The organism is Bacteroides cutis, from assembly GCF_900241005.1.
Classification (GTDB): domain Bacteria; phylum Bacteroidota; class Bacteroidia; order Bacteroidales; family Bacteroidaceae; genus Bacteroides; species Bacteroides cutis.
Map to the genome: position 1 here is coordinate 273,550 of NZ_OEST01000002.1, position 14,848 is coordinate 288,397.

At 40.5% G+C, this 14,848-nt stretch carries 16 protein-coding genes; 15 read left to right on the plus strand and 1 reads right to left on the minus strand.

All coding sequences use genetic code 11. The features are described 5' to 3' along the window. Nucleotides 1-8: 8 nt before the first annotated feature. The 6 genes from rsxC (at nucleotide 9) to galE (ending at nucleotide 5,493) form a co-directional block, all read left to right on the plus strand. The gene (gene rsxC, locus C1A09_RS05185; protein ID WP_101542670.1) at nucleotides 9-1,346 is read left to right on the plus strand and encodes an electron transport complex subunit RsxC; all 1,338 of its coding nucleotides are present in this window, start codon (nucleotides 9-11) and stop codon (nucleotides 1,344-1,346) included. Between the two features lie 6 nt (nucleotides 1,347-1,352). Then, complete coding sequence (locus tag C1A09_RS05190) at nucleotides 1,353-2,345, plus strand: RnfABCDGE type electron transport complex subunit D (protein WP_101542671.1); 993 nt, start codon at nucleotides 1,353-1,355, stop codon at nucleotides 2,343-2,345. Beyond that, nucleotides 2,342-3,007, plus strand: coding sequence for an RnfABCDGE type electron transport complex subunit G (locus C1A09_RS05195; RefSeq protein WP_101542672.1), 666 nt, complete (start codon nucleotides 2,342-2,344; stop codon nucleotides 3,005-3,007). The genes C1A09_RS05190 and C1A09_RS05195 overlap by 4 nt, the downstream gene beginning before the upstream one ends. A gap of 16 nt (nucleotides 3,008-3,023) precedes the next feature. Then, nucleotides 3,024-3,608: an electron transport complex subunit RsxE gene (gene rsxE, locus C1A09_RS05200; RefSeq protein WP_101542673.1), complete on the plus strand. Its 585-nt coding sequence runs from the start codon at nucleotides 3,024-3,026 to the stop codon at nucleotides 3,606-3,608. Nucleotides 3,609-3,637: 29 nt separating this feature from the next. Further along, on the plus strand, nucleotides 3,638-4,216 hold the full coding sequence (rsxA, locus tag C1A09_RS05205; RefSeq protein WP_101542674.1) for an electron transport complex subunit RsxA: 579 nt from the start codon (nucleotides 3,638-3,640) through the stop codon (nucleotides 4,214-4,216). Nucleotides 4,217-4,458: 242 nt separating this feature from the next. Next, nucleotides 4,459-5,493: a UDP-glucose 4-epimerase GalE gene (galE, locus tag C1A09_RS05210; protein ID WP_101542675.1), complete on the plus strand. Its 1,035-nt coding sequence runs from the start codon at nucleotides 4,459-4,461 to the stop codon at nucleotides 5,491-5,493. Between the two features lie 220 nt (nucleotides 5,494-5,713). Here the strand turns inward: galE and C1A09_RS05215 are convergent, their stop codons facing one another. Beyond that, nucleotides 5,714-6,685: a DUF5106 domain-containing protein gene (locus C1A09_RS05215; protein ID WP_101542676.1), complete on the minus strand. Its 972-nt coding sequence runs from the start codon at nucleotides 6,683-6,685 to the stop codon at nucleotides 5,714-5,716. 524 nt (nucleotides 6,686-7,209) lie between these two features. On the opposite strand from C1A09_RS05215, the gene atpD reads away from it, so the two are divergent. The 9 genes from atpD (at nucleotide 7,210) to C1A09_RS05260 (ending at nucleotide 14,734) form a co-directional block, all read left to right on the plus strand. Next, nucleotides 7,210-8,730 (plus strand): F0F1 ATP synthase subunit beta, encoded by a 1,521-nt coding sequence (gene atpD / locus C1A09_RS05220; protein WP_101542677.1) that lies wholly within the window; start codon nucleotides 7,210-7,212, stop codon nucleotides 8,728-8,730. Nucleotides 8,731-8,734: 4 nt separating this feature from the next. Continuing rightward, nucleotides 8,735-8,980, plus strand: a complete 246-nt coding sequence (gene atpC / locus C1A09_RS05225) for an ATP synthase F1 subunit epsilon (protein ID WP_101542678.1) — start codon at nucleotides 8,735-8,737, stop codon at nucleotides 8,978-8,980. A 47-nt stretch (nucleotides 8,981-9,027) separates the two neighbouring features. Next, nucleotides 9,028-9,447 carry a hypothetical protein gene (locus tag C1A09_RS05230; RefSeq protein WP_101542980.1) on the plus strand — a complete coding sequence of 140 codons (420 nt, stop codon included), beginning with the start codon at nucleotides 9,028-9,030 and terminating at the stop codon, nucleotides 9,445-9,447. After that, entirely contained in the window at nucleotides 9,431-10,618 is a 1,188-nt protein-coding gene (atpB, locus tag C1A09_RS05235) for a F0F1 ATP synthase subunit A (protein WP_101542679.1), read from the plus strand. The genes C1A09_RS05230 and atpB overlap by 17 nt, the downstream gene beginning before the upstream one ends. Nucleotides 10,619-10,669: 51 nt before the next feature. Next, nucleotides 10,670-10,927, plus strand: a complete 258-nt coding sequence (atpE, locus tag C1A09_RS05240; RefSeq protein ID WP_004290887.1) for an ATP synthase F0 subunit C — start codon at nucleotides 10,670-10,672, stop codon at nucleotides 10,925-10,927. Between the two features lie 9 nt (nucleotides 10,928-10,936). Beyond that, entirely contained in the window at nucleotides 10,937-11,443 is a 507-nt protein-coding gene (atpF, locus tag C1A09_RS05245) for a F0F1 ATP synthase subunit B (RefSeq protein WP_101542680.1), read from the plus strand. 25 nt (nucleotides 11,444-11,468) lie between these two features. Further along, on the plus strand, nucleotides 11,469-12,029 hold the full coding sequence (locus C1A09_RS05250; protein WP_101542681.1) for a F0F1 ATP synthase subunit delta: 561 nt from the start codon (nucleotides 11,469-11,471) through the stop codon (nucleotides 12,027-12,029). Nucleotides 12,030-12,148: 119 nt separating this feature from the next. Continuing rightward, nucleotides 12,149-13,732, plus strand: coding sequence for a F0F1 ATP synthase subunit alpha (gene atpA, locus C1A09_RS05255; RefSeq protein WP_101542981.1), 1,584 nt, complete (start codon nucleotides 12,149-12,151; stop codon nucleotides 13,730-13,732). Nucleotides 13,733-13,846: 114 nt separating this feature from the next. Beyond that, nucleotides 13,847-14,734, plus strand: coding sequence for a F0F1 ATP synthase subunit gamma (locus C1A09_RS05260; protein WP_101542682.1), 888 nt, complete (start codon nucleotides 13,847-13,849; stop codon nucleotides 14,732-14,734). Nucleotides 14,735-14,848 lie beyond the last annotated feature (114 nt).

A 14,848-nucleotide genomic window follows, 5' to 3' on the forward strand; every position in this document is an offset into this window, starting at 1 on the left:
AGAATTGTATGTTGAAAACATTTTCAATTGGTGGAGTTCATCCACAGGAAAATAAACTTTCAGCACATCAGCCTATTATTAAAGCAGAGGTTCCAGCTAAAGCTGTAATCCTGTTGGGACAGCACATCGGTGCTCCTGCAAAGCCTATCGTGGCTAAAGGCGATGTTGTGAAAGTGGGTACAAAGATTGCCGAACCCGGTGGCTTCGTATCAGCAGCTATCCATTCATCTGTCAGCGGAAAAGTCGCAAAGATTGACACGATTGTCGATGCCAGCGGCTATGCCAAACCTGCTATTTTTATTGATGTAGAGGGAGATGAGTGGGAGGAAAGCATTGACCGTACAGACACACTGGTAAAAGAGTGTAACCTCTCTTCAGAGGAAATTGTGAAAAAAATTGCTGATGCCGGTATCGTAGGTTTGGGGGGAGCTTGTTTCCCTACACAAGTCAAACTGTGTCCTCCTCCTGCATTCAAGGCAGAATGTGTTATCATCAATGCCGTAGAGTGCGAACCTTATTTGACTGCTGATCACCAGCTGATGTTAGAACATGCCGAGGAAATTATGGTAGGTGTATCTATTCTCATGAAGTCTGTAAAGGTTAATAAGGCATTTATTGGTATTGAAAATAATAAGCCTGATGCTATCCAATTGATGACGAAAGTAGCTGCCGGTTATGCGGGTATCGAGGTCGTTCCTTTGAAAGTACAATATCCACAAGGTGGTGAAAAACAATTGATTGATGCTGTTATCAATCGCCAGGTAGCTGCTGGTGCATTGCCTATTTCTACTGGTGCTGTAGTTCAGAATGTTGGTACGGCATTCGCTGTTTATCAGGCCGTTCAGAAGAATAAACCATTGTTTGAGCGTGTCATTACCGTAACAGGTAAGTCCTTGGCTAAACCATCCAATTTTCTGGCACGTATCGGTACGCCAATGCAGCAACTGATTGATGCTTGTGGTGGGCTTCCCGAAGATACGGGTAAGATTATCGGTGGCGGTCCCATGATGGGTAAAGCCTTGGTTAATACAGATGTGCCTACTGCTAAAGGCAGTTCGGGTATTCTGATTATGAATGACAAGGAAGCCAAGCGTGGAGAGATACAGCCTTGTATCCGTTGTGCTAAGTGTGTAGGTGCTTGTCCGATGGGCTTGGAACCTTACTTGCTTGCCACTGTATCGGCTCATGGAGATTTTGAAAGAGTAGAGAAAGAAGATATCATGTCGTGTATTGAATGTGGTTCATGCCAGTTCACTTGTCCTTCCAATCGTCCGATGTTGGACTACATCCGTTTGGGTAAAGGTAAAGTCGGGGCGATGATACGTGCACGTCAAGCTAAAAAATAACGAAATATGAATAGATTAATCGTATCCCTTTCGCCCCACGTTCATGGCGGAGACAGCGTGAAGAAGAATATGTACGGCGTGCTCGTTGCGTTGATACCGGCATTCCTCGTTTCGCTTTACTTTTTTGGACTGGGTGCACTGATTGTTACAGCTACTTCTGTAGCTGCCTGCTTGTTCTTTGAATGGGCTATTGGCAAATTTTTGATGAAAAAACAAACTACAACCATCTGTGACGGATCTGCCATCATTACTGGTGTGTTGTTGGCATTCAACTTACCTTCTAATTTGCCTATTTGGATTATTATCCTTGGTGCTTTGTTTGCTATCGGTGTAGGTAAGATGTCATTCGGTGGTTTGGGTTGTAATCCTTTCAATCCAGCATTGGCAGGACGTGTATTTCTGTTGCTGTCATTTCCGGTGCAGATGACGACTTGGCCTGCCGTCGGTCAGTTGACTGCATATACGGATGCTACTACGGCCGCTACTCCTCTTGCCATTATGAAGGGGGTTATCAGTGGAGCTCCGGGGTATTCATTGAGTGATCTTCCTACATCATTGGATCTTTTGATTGGTAATAATGGCGGATGTCTTGGTGAAGTCAGTGCATTGGCTCTATTGCTGGGTTTGGCTTATATGTTATGGAAGAAAATCATAACCTGGCATATCCCTGTATCTATTCTGGTTACGGTATTCATTTTCTCTGGTATTATGTATCTGGTCAATCCCGAACTCTATGTTTCTCCGGTATTGCAGTTACTTTCCGGTGGTCTGATGCTTGGTGCCGTTTTTATGGCTACGGACTATGTCACTTCACCGATGAGCCATAAGGGTATGTTGATTTATGGTGTTTGCATCGGTTTGTTGACGGTGATAATCCGTTTGTTCGGTGCATATCCCGAAGGTATGTCGTTCGCTATTCTGATCATGAATGCGTTCACTCCGCTGATTAACACGTATTTTAAACCAAAACGCTTTGGGGAGGTAGCGAAGAAGAAATGAAAAAGTTAGAATCATCCTTAAAGAATATGTTGCTGGTACTTACGGGGGTTACTGCTATTTCCGTAGCATTACTGGCTTATGTTAATGAACTGACAAAGGAACCTATTGCGCAGGCTAATGCAAAGACATTGAGTGATGCAGTCAGTGCAGTGGTACCAGGTTTTGATAACGACCCGATTGCTGAAAAGAAAATGCAAGAGGTGAATGGTGTTGAATATGCCGTATATCCTGCTACAAAAGAAGGACAGTATATTGGTGCTGCTGTTGAAGCTACTTCAATGGGATTCGGTGGTGAACTGAAAGTATTGGTAGGTTTTGATGCTGAAGGTAAAATCATTGACTACTCCTTATTAGGACATGCAGAAACTCCGGGGCTTGGTTCCAAAGCTGCTGATTGGTTTAAGAAAGGTAACAAGGGGGATATTACGGGGCTGAATCCGGGTGAATCTCCATTGGTTGTAAGTAAAGATGGTGGTAAAGTAGATGCTATTACAGCCTCTACAATTACATCTCGGGCTTTCCTGAATGCTGTTAATATTGCATATGCCGCATATGCCGGTCAGAATACAGCTGATGGTGCTACCGGGGCTACCCAGAAGAATGTTGAACAACCTGCTGATACTGCAACAATTGAAGTTGCAGATACTCTCAGCGTAAAATAAGAAAGGAGTAGAAGATATGAATAATTTTAAAGTATTGATGAACGGGATTGTCAAAGAAAATCCTACGTTTGTGCTCCTGCTTGGTATGTGTCCTACGTTGGGTACAACCTCTTCTGCTGTCAATGGTATGGGTATGGGCTTGGCGACAATGTTCGTATTGATTTGCTCTAATGTGGTTATTTCAGCCATCAAGAATTTGATACCTGACATGGTACGTATCCCTTCGTTTATTGTGGTGATTGCTTCTTTCGTAACATTATTGCAAATGATTATGCAAGCATATGTTCCTGCTCTTTATGCCACTCTAGGGCTGTTTATTCCCTTGATTGTAGTAAACTGTATCGTATTGGGACGTGCCGAAGCATTCGCTGCCAAAAACAATCCGGTATCTTCCTTCTTTGATGGTTTAGGTATGGGACTGGGCTTTACTATCGCATTGACATTGCTGGGAGCTGTTCGTGAGTTTTTAGGTACAGGCAAAATCTTTAACATAACATTTCTTCCCGAAGAATATGGTATGTTGTTGTTTGTCCTTGCACCGGGTGCATTTATCGCATTGGGATATCTCATTGCACTGGTCAACAGTTTCAAGAAAGCATAATTTGTAATTCATAATTAGTAATTGATATTATGGAATATATATTAATATTTATTTCGGCAATCTTTGTAAACAACATCGTATTGTCGCAATTCTTGGGAATTTGTCCGTTTCTGGGCGTATCCAAGAAAGTAGAGACAGCGTTAGGTATGTCGGCTGCGGTAGCTTTTGTGCTCACCATTGCTACTATCGTAACATTCCTTATTCAGAAGTATGTACTTGATGCTTTTGGTTTAGGTTATTTGCAGACAATTACTTTTATTCTGGTGATTGCTGCATTGGTACAGATGGTAGAAATCATCCTGAAGAAAGTATCTCCTTCTTTATACCAAGCTTTGGGTGTGTTCTTGCCGTTAATTACAACTAATTGTTGTATTCTTGGTGTTGCTATTCTTGTTATTCAAAAAGACTATGATTTGCTAACAGGTGTGGTTTATGCATTTTCTACAGCTCTTGGGTTTGGTCTGGCACTTACATTGTTTGCCGGTTTGCGCGAACAGATGAGTCTTGTCAGTATTCCGAAGGGTATGCAGGGAACTCCTATCGCTTTGATTACGGCAGGTTTGCTGGCAATGGCATTTATGGGATTCTCGGGAGTAGTGAAAATTTAAGGTGAAATAATTCACTATAGTTTATAAGAGTCCTATAGAGGTTTCTTTCTTTATATGGTATCCGTGAAAGAAAAATCTCTATAGGATTTTGTATATTCTGTAGTGGACAATCATAGTTATCGCACACGGTAATATAGTTACGCTTTTTAGTTAATTTTTTCTTCTATATTGAGTATATTCTGAATTTATTTCCTTACATTTGTGGCGTAGAGATAACCTATAAAGCTAAATTATCTATTTATATGAAAGAAAAGATTTTGGTTACTGGTGGAACCGGTTATATTGGCTCACACACTGTAGTAGAACTTCAAAACGCAGGTTATGAAGTTGTTATTGTTGATAATTTGTCAAACTCTAGCGCAGATGTTGTAGATAACATTGAAAAAGTATCGGGTATCCGTCCTGCATTTGAAAAGTTGGATTGTTTGGATTTTGCCGGTCTTGACGCTGTGTTTACCAAATATAAAGGTATTAAAGCAATTATCCATTTTGCTGCTAGCAAGGCTGTAGGTGAATCGGTTCAAAAACCATTGCTTTATTATCGTAATAACTTGGTTTCTTTGATTAATTTGCTTGAGTTGATGCCGAAGCATGGAGTAACAGGTATCGTATTTTCATCTTCCTGTACTGTATATGGTCAGCCTGATGAGCTTCCAGTAACAGAGAAAGCTCCTATTAAAAAAGCGGAATCTCCTTACGGTAATACGAAGCAGATTAATGAAGAAATCGTACGTGATACCGTTGCTTCTGGTGCTCCTATCAATGCTATTTTGTTGCGTTATTTCAATCCGATTGGCGCACACCCTACTGCATTACTCGGTGAGTTGCCTAACGGAGTTCCACAGAATTTGATACCCTATCTCACTCAAACAGCTATCGGTATTCGTGAGAAACTGAGTGTATTTGGTGATGATTACGATACTCCTGATGGTTCTTGTATTCGCGACTTCATCAATGTAGTTGATTTGGCAAAGGCACATGTCGTGGCTATTCGTCGTATTCTTGAAAAGAAGCAAAAAGAAAAAGTAGAAGTATTCAATATTGGTACAGGTCGTGGTCTTTCTGTATTAGAATTGATTAATGCTTTTGAAAAAGCAACAGGTGTGAAATTGAATTATCAGATTGTAGGACGTCGTGCCGGAGATATTGTAAAGGTGTGGGCTGATCCCGAGCTGGCTAATAATGAGCTAGGGTGGAAGGCAGAAGTCGGTATTGAAGATACTTTACGTTCTGCATGGAATTGGCAGTTGAAACTTCGTGAGAGAGGTATTCAGTAAGTAAATTTTGAATTTGTGTTTTTTAACAAATAAGAAATAAACAAATGCATCCCCGCATTTGTTTATATTGTGCAAATCAGCCTGAAGCTGTTTATGTATATGTGAATATCCGTAATTGGTACGTATGCCTCCCCGGCATAGACAGGTAAGATTGCATAGTAGTTTTGTCGTGTTTTATTTTGTGTTTGTGTTGTGAATAAGCCTTGTCGCGAGACAGGGCTTATTTTTTTTCGCCCATCATGAATGGATTCTGTTTCAATTGTTGTCTGGTTAAAAAATCATCAATTTCCATTACCGTTGCATCTTTCAGTATTACAACTTTATTCTTATCCAATAGATAAAGAGTCGGGATAGCTTTCAAGTCATAAAGATGTTGGGTCTCTATCACTTGTTTTTTGTCATATCCGTTTATCCACTCTTTAGGAAAGTTGGAAAGATGCTTATGCCATTCCTCTAAATCTATATCTGGGTAGATGGCAAGAATTTGTAGTTGTTTCTGGGCAATGGCTTGGTTAATGGCAGATGCTTGTTTTAGGGTTTCAATGGTTTCGGTACAAGCGTGGCATCCAGGATTGTTAATGAATAATAGAGTATAAAGAGCATTTACTCCGTAAAGGCTATCTTCCTTTCCTGATACAAGAGTATATCTGAAATTCAAAGCTTTAGTACCTACGCGATTTTTCTGTGCAAGTTCCCGACGGGCTTGTGGACGGATTTTCTCTGTATTATTTAGGATAGGAGAAGCCAACATTGCATCCAATACAGAAATATATAATTCTTCATTCCGCATGGGTGAATTGGGATCATACAGGTACTTGTTTGCTAAGTCTGTCATATACAGATAAAACTTCTTCTCTTTTTCAGCTTGTACAAATACTTCTTTCAAAGCAGTATCGGCCTTTTTTGCCGGAACAATCTTCAGTATGTCAATATAGTCTACCCATGCTTGTTCCGTTATTTCTGGATGATGTATGTAGTTTGTATCTGCGAAATTCACATGATCCCAGTAATGGCGTACTAGATAATCTGCACGAAGTTCAGGAGTATTCAACATAGGTGGAATAGCTGGTAGTACAAATGTAGTAATAGTATCAGACAATATATCTGTCTGTGTACCGGAATGTATCTTGCCGTTTCCACAAGCAGTACAGAGACTGAACAGCAATAGTAGAGAAGACGATTTGTATTTCATTTTAATTTCAGATTTTGTGATATGATTATGGAATACAAAGATAATGATAAGGTTTGTTATATGGTGATTTTTTTATAAATACCTGACATGACAAAGTATGCAGACAAGCATATTAAATAGTAGAGTAGAAGTAGATAATATAGACAATGATATCTGTTATTTTGTTTTATTTGTTATCTATTTAAGAGGTTGGATAATAGCCACCTCTTACTAACTGTTAACCAATGTTACCTTTTCTGTAACAAATTGTTCTAATTGTAATATTAATCGTTCAAAATCGTATAATTTATAGAAAAAAAGCTATAGAGGAGAACAATAGGACGTGTTTTGTTTATACATTTGCGAAGTTGTTTATGTAACCATTTGGATGAACAAAAGTCATCTGTAAATGTTATTCGTATAAACATAGATTGAGTTTTGATGAAACGACGCGACTGGGCTGAACTTAATTTGAGGATAATACGCGACAACTCACAACTTTACCTGATAATAATTAAGAAAAACTGAATATAAAAAGATTGCTTATGTCACAGATTGTCGGACATATTTCACAGGTTATCGGGCCTGTTGTAGACGTCTATTTTGAAGGTACGGAGACAGAATTGATGCTGCCGAGTATTCACGACGCACTGGAAATAAAAAGAAGTCATGGTAAAAGATTAATTGTAGAAGTACAACAGCACATTGGTGAAAATACTGTGCGTACTGTAGCTATGGATAGTACGGATGGTTTGCAAAGAGGTATGAAGGTTTATCCATTAGGGGGGCCTATCACTATGCCGATAGGAGAACAGATAAAAGGACGCTTGATGAACGTAGTAGGTGACTCTATAGATGGAATGAAAGAGTTGGATCGTGCTGGTGCTTATCCTATTCATCGTGAACCTCCTAAATTCGAAGATTTAACCACTGTACAGGAAGTTTTGTATACAGGTATTAAGGTTATTGACTTGCTGGAGCCTTATAGCAAAGGAGGTAAAATAGGCTTATTTGGTGGTGCTGGTGTAGGAAAAACTGTGCTTATTCAGGAGCTTATCAATAATATTGCCAAGAAATTGAATGGCTTTTCAGTGTTTGCCGGAGTAGGAGAGCGTACTCGTGAAGGTAATGATCTGCTGAGGGAAATGATTGAATCTGGTGTTATTCGTTATGGTGAAGAATTCAAAAAGAGCATGGAAGAAGGTAACTGGGATTTGTCTAAGGTAGATTATAATGAAGTGGCGAAATCTCAGGTATCCTTGATCTTCGGACAGATGAATGAACCTCCTGGTGCACGTCAGTCGGTAGCATTGTCTGGTTTGACGGTTGCCGAATCTTTCCGTGATATGGGAGCGGATAATAATGGTCCACGCGATATCTTGTTTTTTATTGATAATATTTTCCGTTTCACCCAGGCAGGTTCTGAGGTTTCAGCATTGTTGGGACGTATGCCATCGGCAGTAGGTTATCAGCCTACGCTAGCCACAGAGATGGGTGCCATGCAGGAACGTATTACTTCTACTCGTAACGGTTCCATTACTTCCGTGCAAGCCGTGTACGTACCTGCTGATGATTTAACTGACCCTGCACCTGCTACTACCTTTACGCATTTGGATGCTACAACGGTGTTGAGCCGTAAGATTACTGAACTTGGTATCTACCCTGCTGTAGATCCGTTGGAATCTACCTCTCGTATTCTTGATCCGCATATTGTGGGACAGGAACATTATGAAGTAGCACAGCGTGTAAAGCAAATTTTGCAACGTAACAAGGAATTGCAAGATATTATCTCCATTCTTGGTATGGAAGAACTTTCGGACGCAGACCGTACGTTGGTAAACCGTGCACGCCGTGTACAGCGTTTTCTGTCGCAGCCGTTTGCTGTTGCTGAGCAGTTTACGGGTGTTCCTGGTACTATGGTTTCCATAGAGGATACTATCAAAGGATTTAAGATGATTCTTGATGGTGAAGTAGACTATTTGCCTGAACCGGCTTTCTTGAATGTCGGAACGATTGATGAAGCTATCGAGAAGGGTAAGAAGTTGTTGGAACAAGCAAAAAAATAAGAGAATGAAAGAATTGCATTTGAATGTTATATCGCCTGACAAGGAAATCTTTAATGGTGAAGTAAACAGTGTTACATTGCCTGGAACGATAGGTTCGTTTACTATCTTGCCACAGCATGCACCCGTGGTCTCGTCGTTGGTCGCAGGCAGATTAGTATATCTGACACCTGATGACGAAGAACATACACTGGATATCAAAGGCGGTTTTATTGAAATGAGCAGTAACAAGGTTTCTGTTTGTATCGATTGATTTTTTCTTTTATTTTGATTTATAAATAAAATCGGATAGACGTGATTATTAGTATTACAAAACGGAATTACTTGTTGCATACAGCACTTTTGACGGTATTGATAGGAGGGATAGGCGGATGGATATATTTTTCAATTTTTCCGTACCATTATTTTGGTGGTTATCCGTTGATACCAATTTACTATTTTGTTTTCGGTGCATTTATGATTAGCATGGTGGAGAATTGCCGCCATAGAATGCCGAAACGGATGTTACAGATTTACTTGTTGATGCGGGTCATGAGGATGTTGCTCTCTATTATTGTGATGTTGATTTATTGTATCATTGTACGTAAGGAGGCTAAAGAATTTCTGTTGACGTTTATCGTGAATTATGTGATATATTTGACTTATGATACCTGGTTTTTCTTCACCTTTGAAGCGAACCGAAGATTGAAAAAGAAAAAAGAAAATGAAACAATTGCGTAACATACTGATCGGAGTGCTGTTGGCATTGGGATTGTCACTATCTGTCCCGATGCGGGCTGACAGTATCCCTGTTACCATAGAAGAGTTCAAAGCGGACTTAGATAGCATTGCCCGGCATGATAACGTGACGGCTGCCGAAGAAAAAGAAAATACGGTGGACGTGAAGGAAATTGTTTTCGGACATATCGGTGACTCATATGAGTGGCACATCACGACTTGGGGAAAAGCACATATCACTATTCCATTGCCTGTGATTTTATATAGTCGTTCTTCGGGATGGCATGTGTTCCTTTCTTCACGCCTTGAAGAAAATGGAGGTAGTTATGAAGGCTTTTCACTGGCTCCTGTGGGGAGTAAGCATGAAGGAAAACTGGTGGAGTATGATGCTGTAGGAAATGAAGTAAGACCTTTAGATATTTCTATTACAAAAGTGACGTTGGCATTACTTATCAATAGTGTTTTGTTGCTTGTCATCATCTTGAGTGTGGCTCAGTGGTATCGTAAGCATCCGCAAGGTAGTGCAGCTCCCGGTGGATTTGTAGGATTTATGGAAATGTTTATTATGATGGTGAATGATGATATCATCAAGAGTTGCGTAGGTCCTAAGTACCGTAAGTTTGCACCCTACTTGTTGACGGCATTTTTCTTTATTTTTATCAATAATTTGATGGGGTTGGTTCCATTCTTCCCGGGTGGTGCTAATGTAACGGGAAATATCGCTATCACGATGGTGTTGGCTATTTGTACTTTCCTTGCCGTAAATATTTTCGGAACAAAAACCTATTGGAAAGATATTTTTTGGCCGGATGTGCCTTGGTGGTTGAAAGTGCCCATACCCATGATGCCGTTCATTGAGTTCTTTGGAATATTTACTAAGCCGTTTGCTTTGATGATTCGTCTTTTCGCCAATATGCTGGCGGGACATATGGCGATGTTGGTGCTTACGTGTTTAATCTTTATTTCCGCTAGTATGGGACCTGCTTTAAACGGTACATTGACAGTTGCCTCAGTGTTGTTCAATATTTTTATGAATGCATTGGAACTGTTGGTCGCATTTATCCAGGCATATGTGTTCACAATGTTGTCAGCTGTATTCATCGGATTGGCGCAGGAAGAACATCAGGAAAAGGCGGGAGCGAAGGTAATGAGAGATGATAAAATTATGAAGTGATAATTGAGAATATAAACATTAATAAAAATAATCATTTAAAATCTGAAAGTTATGTTACTATCTGTATTATTACAAGCTGCTGCGGCAGGTGTTGGAGTTAGTAAGTTGGGAGCAGCACTGGGTGCTGGTTTAGCTGTAATTGGTGCTGGTGTGGGTATTGGTAAAATCGGTGGCTCTGCCATGGAAGCTATTGCCCGTCAACCGGAAGCGTCTGGAGATATCCGTATGAACATGATCATTGCCGCTGCCTTGATTGAAGGTGTTGCTTTGCTGGCAGTTGTCGTTTGTTTGTTAGTATTCTTCTTATAACATAAAATTATGTCATTGTTATTACCCGATAGTGGTTTGTTGTTCTGGATGCTCCTCTCATTTGGTGTGGTGTTTGTTGTGTTGGCAAAATACGGTTTCCCCGTCATCACTAAGATGGTGGAAGGTCGTAAGACCTACATAGACCAATCCATGGAGGTGGCACGCGAAGCAAATGCCCAACTCTCCAAATTGAAAGAGCAGAGTGAGGCATTGATTGCTGCTGCAAACAAAGAGCAGGGACGTATTCTGCGGGAGGCGATGCACGAGCGTGACAAGATTATCGTCGAAGCGCGTAAACAGGCGGAAGTCGCTGCGCAGAAGGAACTGGATGATGTGAAAAAACAGATACAGCAGGAGAAGGAAGAAGCTATCCGCGACATTCGTCGTCAAGTAGCAGTGCTTTCAGTAGATATTGCAGAGAAGGTAATTCGTAAAAATCTGGATGAGAAGCATGAGCAGATGGAAATGATTGACCGGATGCTGGATGAAATGCTGACAGCAAAGGAGAATAATTAAACATTCATCATTAAACATTACAAAAGTGGATATAGGAATTGTTTCGATGCGATATGCAAAAGCACTTATGGAGTATGTCAAGAGTATGGGGACAGAAGATATAATGTACGCTGAAATGCGTATGTTGACGAGAAGCTTCGAAAAACATCCTGACCTGCGTGAAGCATTGGATAATCCCATTTTAACGATACGAGAGAAGTTTACGCTCATTTGTACCGCTGCTGTGGGGGATGCCCCTGCCGGACGTGAGTTTATTCGTTTCATTACTTTGGTGTTGAAAAACAAGCGCGAGTCTTTTCTTCAGTATATTGCTTTGAGCTTCCTGAAACTTTACCGCAATGACAAGCATATTGGTGTAGCAAAGTTGATAACTGCTGTGCCTGTGAGCCGGGATGTTTGGGAACGTATCAGAAATAGTGCTTCTAATTTGCTGCATGCTGAAATGGAGTTGCAAACCGAAGTAGATCCGTCCATTGAAGGTGGTTTTGTATTCGATATCAATGATTATCGTCTGGATGCAAGTATCGCTACTCAGCTTAAAAAAGTGAAACAACAGTTCATTGATAAGAATAGAAGAATTGTGTGATTTACGATTGGAAGATTTGCAATTTATAATTAAAGTTTTGGTTGTAAAAAGTGAATCGGTCTGATAAAAAAGAGTAATGTCAATTGTAAATCGTAAATAATTAAATTGTAAATAAAATGTTGTCTGGAAATATAAAAGTAAGCGAAGTTTCCGATATACTCCGTAAGCAGTTGGAAGGGATTGATACCCGTGTGCAACTAGATGAAATCGGTACGGTGCTGCAAGTCAGTGATGGTGTGGCTCGTATCTATGGATTGCGCAATGCCGAAGCAAACGAGTTGTTGGAATTCGACAACGGTATTAAAGCCATTGTAATGAATCTTGAGGAAGACAATGTAGGTGCCGTGTTATTGGGACCTACGGATAAAATTAAAGAGGGGTATGTGGTAAAACGTACCAAACGTATTGCTTCTATCATGGTAGGTGAGGGTATGTTGGGACGTGTTATCGATCCGCTGGGAGCACCGTTGGACGGAAAGGGACTGATAGGTGGTGAGCTTTGTGAAATGCCGTTGGAACGGAAAGCGCCGGGAGTTATTTTTCGCCAGCCGGTAAATCAACCGTTGCAGACGGGATTGAAAGCTGTGGATGCCATGATTCCTATCGGGCGTGGGCAACGTGAGTTGATTATCGGTGACCGACAGACGGGGAAGACTGCTATCGCTATTGATACTATTATTAATCAGCGTGCCAATTTTGAAGTGGGAGATCCTGTGTATTGTATTTATGTTGCAATTGGGCAGAAAGGTTCTACGGTGGCGTCTATCGTGAATACGTTGCGCGAATATGGTGCTATGGACTATACAATTGTTGTAGCTGCTACAGCTGGTGATCCGGCCGCTTTGCAGTATTATGCTCCGTTTGCGGGTGCTGCCATTGGTGAATATTTTCGTGATACCGGTCGCCATGCGCTGGTGGTTTATGATGATTTGTCCAAACAAGCAGTAGCTTATCGTGAAGTATCTTTGATTTTACGTCGTCCTTCGGGACGTGAAGCTTATCCGGGTGATATCTTCTACTTACATTCTCGTTTGCTTGAACGTGCAGCAAAGATTATTAATCAGGAAGAAGTGGCTCGTGAAATGAATGATTTGCCGGAAAGCCTGAAGGGTAAAGTAAAAGGTGGTGGTTCGTTGACTGCATTGCCTATCATCGAGACACAGGCAGGTGATGTATCTGCGTATATTCCCACAAATGTAATTTCTATTACCGACGGACAGATATTCCTTGATACAAACCTCTTTAATCAGGGTAATCGTCCGGCTATTGATGTAGGTATCTCTGTAAGTCGTGTAGGTGGTAATGCTCAGATTAAGGCAATGAAGAAGGTGGCGGGTACATTGAAAATAGACCAGGCACAGTATCGTGAGCTGGAAGCATTTACCAAATTTAGCGGTGATATGGACCCTGTGACAGCGTTGACTATCGATAAAGGACAGAAAAATACCCGTTTATTGGTGCAAGCTCAATATAGTCCAATTCCTGTAGAAAAACAGATTGCTATTCTTTATTGTGGTACGCATGGTTTGTTGAAGAATGTTCCTTTAGATAAAGTTAGTGAATTTGAACGTAGCTTCTTGGAATATCTTGAGATTAATCATTGTGAAGATGTGCTCAATGTATTGAAGATGGGGGTGATTGATGATGAAGTTTGCAAGAAAATTGAGGAAACAGCGGAAACGGTGGCGAAACAATTTTCATAATTTGCAATTGACCGGTTTATGATTGAGGTTGCTTTTGGTTGTAAAGAGTGAATAAGTCTTATAAAAAAGAGTATTTCCAATCGTAAATCGTAAATAATTAAATCATAAATAGAAATGGCTTCACTGAAAGAGGTAAAAAATAGAATTAACTCCGTCAAGAGTACACGTCAGATTACGTCGGCGATGAAGATGGTGGCATCTGCCAAATTGCATAAAGCACAGGGGCGGATTGAAAATATGCTACCTTATCAACGGAAGCTGAACGAAATCCTGATGAATTTTCTGCGTACGGATGCTACATTCGAGTCACCCTATACTGATGTTCGTTCTGTGACTAAGGTGGCGATAGTCGTGTTTTCGTCCAATACTTCGCTCTGTGGCGCTTTTAATTCCAACGTGGCGAAGATGTTGGAAAAAACGGTGAATGATTATAAATCGTTAGGGCAGGAGAATATCATGATTTATCCTGTGGGTAGGAAGGTGGAAGATGCTGTGAAAAAGATGGGATATACGCCGCAAGGTAGTTATCAAATTATGGCGGATAAACCTTCGTACGTGCAGGCTTATGAACTTGCCGGTTCGCTGATGAATGATTTTTTAGAGAAACGCGTAGATAAGGTGGAACTGATTTATCATCATTTCAAATCTATGGGTTCACAAGTACTGACAAGAGATGAATATCTGCCTATTGACTTAAAAAAAGTAACAGAAGAAGCTAATGAAGCTGTTTCGGAGATGCGTAGTTTCAACAATGACTATATTGTAGAGCCTTCTGTTCCTGAGTTGATAGCTGGTCTTCTTCCCAAGGTGTTAAGTCAAAAACTTTATACGGTTTTGTTGGACTCTAACGCTTCTGAACATGCTGCTCGTACACTTGCCATGCAGACGGCAACGGACAATGCGAATGAGTTGATTCAGGACTTGACGAAGCAGTATAATAAGAGTCGTCAGCAAGCTATCACGAATGAGTTGCTAGATATTATTGGGGGAAGCTTGAAATAATATCAACAGGGAGTTCATTGAAATGCGAATAAATGCAGATTTTCGTAAAGAATTTTATTTTTAAAATAGTGCATTTTATAATCTGAGGAAATCTGTGTTTATTTGTGTTTCAAT